This is a genomic window from Acutalibacter sp. 1XD8-33 (genome assembly GCF_003612555.1).
In the GTDB taxonomy this organism is placed as follows: domain Bacteria; phylum Bacillota; class Clostridia; order Oscillospirales; family Acutalibacteraceae; genus Acutalibacter.
The window spans coordinates 1-1,727 of record NZ_RAZF01000078.1; the positions used below are offsets into that span (position 1 = coordinate 1).

The 1,727-nt window shown below is 56.2% G+C and carries 3 protein-coding genes; all 3 read left to right on the forward strand.

Going from position 1 to position 1,727, the window contains the following annotated elements; all coding sequences use genetic code 11:
* Window positions 1–225 (forward strand): hypothetical protein (locus D7X94_RS18885; protein WP_207667188.1); only part of this gene is annotated, 225 nt, incomplete at its 5' end.
* Window positions 222–512, forward strand: a complete 291-nt coding sequence (locus D7X94_RS17855; RefSeq protein WP_120429163.1) for a hypothetical protein — start codon at window positions 222–224, stop codon at window positions 510–512. The genes D7X94_RS18885 and D7X94_RS17855, both read left to right, overlap by 4 nt.
* Window positions 513–525: 13 nt before the next feature.
* On the forward strand, window positions 526–1,266 hold the full coding sequence (locus tag D7X94_RS17860; protein ID WP_120429164.1) for a DUF6273 domain-containing protein: 741 nt from the start codon (window positions 526–528) through the stop codon (window positions 1,264–1,266).
* Window positions 1,267–1,727 lie beyond the last annotated feature (461 nt).

Here is a 1,727-nt window from a genome sequence, read left to right on the forward strand (position 1 = left end):
AAGCATTCCGACGGGCGGAAAGTGTTTGCCGATCTTTACATCGACGACAAGGCCGTGAACCCGCTTGCAATCGAAGCTTTCAGCGCGTCGGAAATTATCGCCCCGGAAGTGCAGAGGGTTTCGGCAATCATGGGGCCGAATCTAAGGCAAATTGCGGAAACACTGACCCCGCCTTTGTGGAGAATCGCGGCATATATGCGGGCGGTCATGAGGGGGACACCATGAAGCCGATCAAGATTGAACGCCACAGAGCGGGACAGGCCCGCAGGAAGCGGCAGGGGGTATATTTGCGCGAACGGGTGCGACTGGCGGCCATTGCGAGATATGCGGCCCTGACCCTTGCCGGAATCATGCTTTTTCGAGCGGGACAAGCCCGCGCCATGACAGAACGCGGGTACGCCGCGGTGGGCGGCGAAGTGTTCGCCCTGTTTCTGCCAGCCTATTATTTCATCATTTCAAAGCTTGCCCGCGACGTTATCGCTGACAAGCAGAACGGTTCAAAAAATGATTAGGAGGTCAACGACCATGAAAAGACTACAACTTTCAACCCTGAAAGACGGTGCGCGGTTCGTTTATGGCGGCGTGGAATGGGTCAAGCTTGAACATCTATACACTGAATCCGGCAAACTGGAAACGGTTGCCATTGCCGCCGAACCCGTATTTGAACGGGCTTTCGATGAAGAAAATTGCAACGATTGGCGCAAGTCGTCCTTGCGCCGGGAACTGAACGGGGCATTCCTTGACGCGCTGATTGCAGAGGGCGCAGACCCGGCGGCGTTTATGGAGTTTGAAAGCGACCTGACCGCCGACGACGGTATGACGGATTACGGGACCGCGCGGGACAAAATCGCCCTGATTACGTGCGGTCTTTACCGCGAATACCGGGCCTTGATTCCGAAAATCGGGTGTTGGTGGTGGACGCTGACCCCGTGGACGTGTGACCTTGAATACTCTTGCAACGTCCGCGGTGTCGATTCCTCCGGCGCGATGAACTGGCGCTATGCGTACCGCGGCGGCGGGGGCGTTCGCCCGCTTTGTCATTTGCAATCTTCAATCTTTGTATCTGTCCCCGATGAAGAGGGGGAGCAGATGAACCGGGGCGAAGTTATCGGGGAAGCCCGCGACGCGGTGCTGGACACGCTGAACGACTACCCCGCGGACATTTGGGGCGACGCGCTGGGCGCGGCGGTTGCGTCCCTCTTCCAGTCAAAGCAGGACGCGGTAGACATGGCAGAGGAAGAAAAGGCGAAACGGGCGGAGGGCTGACCCCTCCACCCGCCGTAGTAAAAACTGCATAAGAAAAACCGCCCCGCACGTTTTGAGAGAACGCGCGAAGCGGATTCCGCCGATGAAAACAAATCATCAATCAACCTATGGATAAAGTATAGCATAGATCGGCGGAAAAGTCAACAAAGAACGCCGTTTTTATGCGGCGTGGCGGGCTTGTAGTGGGTATTATTGTTCCGGCGAAAGCTTGTCCACGTTATACAGGAAAGAACGGGGAGATCAGAGGGGTTCGGCCCTTGCCCTTTGCCCTTTTCTCTTGTCTATATCTCTTCATACGCCGCCGAGGGTGATGGGGGGTTGCAAGGAGGGAAGAGGGAGGGGGCGTTATATGAACCCTCTTCCCCCCTTGCAAGGTTAGGCATAGCAGAAAGCCGGAAACAGAACACGCCCGCTTCATTCATCGACAGAAAGAGGGTGAAGCACGGTGCGAAGTTTCATTC